The sequence below is a fragment of the Isoptericola sp. NPDC019693 genome, from assembly GCF_044389085.1.
Classification (GTDB): Bacteria; Actinomycetota; Actinomycetes; order Actinomycetales; family Cellulomonadaceae; genus Isoptericola.
Genome location: NZ_JBIRXP010000010.1, coordinates 1 through 3,567 on the forward strand (window position 1 = coordinate 1; position 3,567 = coordinate 3,567).

General features: G+C 57.4%; 2 rRNA genes. Both read right to left on the reverse strand.

The features are described from left to right. Positions 1-55: 55 nt before the first annotated feature. A 5S ribosomal RNA gene (gene rrf / locus ACH436_RS20625) occupies positions 56-172 on the reverse strand. 122 nt (positions 173-294) lie between these two features. After that, positions 295-3,410 (reverse strand): 23S ribosomal RNA (locus ACH436_RS20630). Between the last annotated feature and the right edge of the window lie 157 nt (positions 3,411-3,567).

Here is a 3,567-nt window from a genome sequence, read left to right on the forward strand (position 1 = left end):
TCGGGGTATGCGAAAGGCCCACCCCGGGTGTGGGGTGGGCCTTTCGTGAATGGGTGTCCGGCGGCGTCCTACTCTCCCACCCCCTCGCGAGGGCAGTACCATCGGCGCTGAAGGGCTAAGCTTCCGGGTTCGGAATGGGACCGGGCGTTTCCCCAACGCTATGACCGCCGTAACAGTATCGAGTTATCAGGTCTCCCCCTGGTGTGCCACACGGTGTGTGGTGGGGGGTGGTGCCCGTTTCTCGGGAACCGCACAGTGGACGCGTAGCATGTATTGTCAAACAGTGTTTGAGTGTGTGTGAAGTTGTTGGCTTATTAGTACCGGTCAGCTCCGACAGTCTTTGGTCCTGTCTTCCACATCCGGCCTATCTACCCAGTGGTCTAGCTGGGTGCCTTCACCCCACGAGGGGGATGGAAACCTCATCTTGAAGCAGGCTTCCCGCTTAGATGCTTTCAGCGGTTATCCCTTCCGAACGTAGCTAACCAGCCGTGCTCCTGGCGGAACAACTGGCACACCAGAGGTTCGTCCGTCCCGGTCCTCTCGTACTAGGGACAGCCCTTCTCAAGTTTCCTGCGCGCGCAGCGGATAGGGACCGAACTGTCTCACGACGTTCTAAACCCAGCTCGCGTACCGCTTTAATGGGCGAACAGCCCAACCCTTGGGACCTACTCCAGCCCCAGGATGCGACGAGCCGACATCGAGGTGCCAAACCATGCCGTCGATATGGACTCTTGGGCAAGATCAGCCTGTTATCCCCGGGGTACCTTTTATCCGTTGAGCGACGGCGCTTCCACAAGCCACCGCCGGATCACTAGTTCCGACTTTCGTCCCTGCTCGACCTGTCGGTCTCACAGTCAAGCTCCCTTGTGCACTTGCACTCGACACCTGATTGCCAACCAGGCTGAGGGAACCTTTGAGCGCCTCCGTTACATTTTGGGAGGCAACCGCCCCAGTTAAACTACCCACCAGGCACTGTCCCTGATCCGGATCACGGACCGAGGTTAGATGGTCGATGCGGCCAGAGTGGTATTTCAACGTTGACTCCACCCGACCTGGCGGCCGGGTTTCATAGTCTCCCACCTATCCTACACAAGCCGCACCGAACACCAATACCAAGCTATAGTAAAGGTCCCGGGGTCTTTCCGTCCTGCTGCGCGTAACGAGCATCTTTACTCGTAGTGCAATTTCGCCGAGCTCGCGGTTGAGACAGCGGAGAAGTCGTTACGCCATTCGTGCAGGTCGGAACTTACCCGACAAGGAATTTCGCTACCTTAGGATGGTTATAGTTACCACCGCCGTTTACTGGGGCTTAAATTCTGGGCTTCACCGAAGTTGACCCGTCCTCTTAACCTTCCAGCACCGGGCAGGCGTCAGTCCGTATACATCGTCTTGCGACTTCGCACGGACCTGTGTTTTTAGTAAACAGTCGCTTCTCCCTGGTCTCTGCGGCCCTCCCCGCCTCCCCGGAGCAAGTCCGGTTCACGGTTCGGGCCCCCCTTCTCCCGAAGTTACGGGGGCATTTTGCCGAGTTCCTTAACCACGATTCGCTCGATCGCCTTGGTATTCTCTACCTGACCACCTGAGTCGGTTTGGGGTACGGGCGGCTAGAACCTCGCGTCGAGGCTTTTCTTGGCAGCAGAGGATCACCCGATTCCCGCATAAGCGGTCACTATCAGTTCTCACCCTATGTGCTTCGCGGATTTGCCTACGAAGCGGGCTACAACCTTGGACGTGGACTACCATCGCCACGCCGGGCTACCTTCCTGCGTCACCCCTGTTAACACGCTTACCTACTACCGGTTCGGGTCCCACGCCGCCCCACCGGTGAGATCCCGAAGGACCTCGGTGGTGGATTGGGGTGGTTAGCATCACCGGGCTCGGTATGGGCGGTTCTTCGCCGGTAGGAGAATATCAACTCCTTGTCCATCGACTACGCCTGTCGGCCTCGCCTTAGGTCCCGACTTACCCAGGGCGGATTAGCCTGGCCCTGGAACCCTTGGTCATTCGGCGGACGGGTTTCTCACCCGTCATTCGCTACTCATGCCTGCATTCTCACTCGTGTAGGCTCCACCACTAGGTCACCCTGCAGCTTCACTGCCCACACGACGCTCCCCTACCCACCCACACACCTGAACACCAACAAGTTGGTGCTGGGCTAACGTGTGAGTGCCACGGCTTCGGCGGTGTACTTGAGCCCCGCTACATTGTCGGCGCGGAATCACTTGACCAGTGAGCTATTACGCACTCTTTCAAGGGTGGCTGCTTCTAAGCCAACCTCCTGGTTGTCTGTGCAACTCCACATCCTTTCCCACTGAGCACACGCTTAGGGGCCTTAGCCGATGATCTGGGCTGTTTCCCTCTCGACTACGAAGCTTATCCCCCGCAGTCTCACTGCCACGCTATGTCTTACCGGCATTCGGAGTTTGGCTGACGTCAGTAACCTGGTAGGGCCCATCGGCCATCCAGTAGCTCTACCTCCGGCAAGAAACACGTGACGCTGCACCTAAATGCATTTCGGGGAGAACCAGCTATCACGAAGTTTGATTGGCCTTTCACCCCTAACCACAGGTCATCCCCTCAGTTTTCAACCTAAGTGGGTTCGGTCCTCCACGCCGTCTTACCGGCGCTTCAACCTGCCCATGGCTAGATCACTTCGCTTCGGGTCTAGACCCGGCGACTGTAACGCCCTATTCGGACTCGCTTTCGCTACGGCTTCCCCACACGGGTTAACCTCGCCACCGAGCACTAACTCGCAGGCTCATTCTTCAAAAGGCACGCCGTCACCCCTGCTAAGGAGGCTCCGACGGATTGTAGGCACACGGTTTCAGGTACTATTTCACTCCCCTCCCGGGGTACTTTTCACCTTTCCCTCACGGTACTAGTCCGCTATCGGTCACTAGGTAGTATTTAGGCTTAGCAAGTGGTCTTGCCAGATTCACACGAGATTTCACGGGCCCCGTGCTACTTGGGATCCCCTCAACCAGGCCGCACCATTTCGTCTACGGGACTCACACCCACTACGGTCCGCCTTTCAATGCGGTTCGACTATGACACGGCTTTCTTACTGGCTACCAGACTGTCAGATCTGGTCAGAAGGTCCCACAACCCCGCATGTGCAACGCCTGACAGCTTGACACACACACGGTTTGGCCTCATCCGCTTTCGCTCGCCACTACTCACGGAATATCTCTTCCTGTCGGTACTGAGATGTTTCACTTCCCGACGTTCCCCCCTACACCCTATGTATTCAGATGCAGGTGACCCAACATGACTTGGGCCGGGTTCCCCCATTCGGACACCCTCGGATCACAGCTCGTTTGCCAACTCCCCGAGGCTTATCGCAGGCTACCACGTCCTTCTTCGGCTCCTAGTGCCAAGGCATCCACCCTGTGCCCTTAAAAACTTCGACACACTACAATATTTCACAGAGATCAGAAAACCAGCCGAACAAGAAACCCCGAAAGGAAACCCGCTCAACCAGTACTGAACATCTGGGATGCTCGCGTCCACTGTGCAGTTCTCAAGCAACGGACGACCCGCAGACACCCGGCACGCCTACCCCCCACA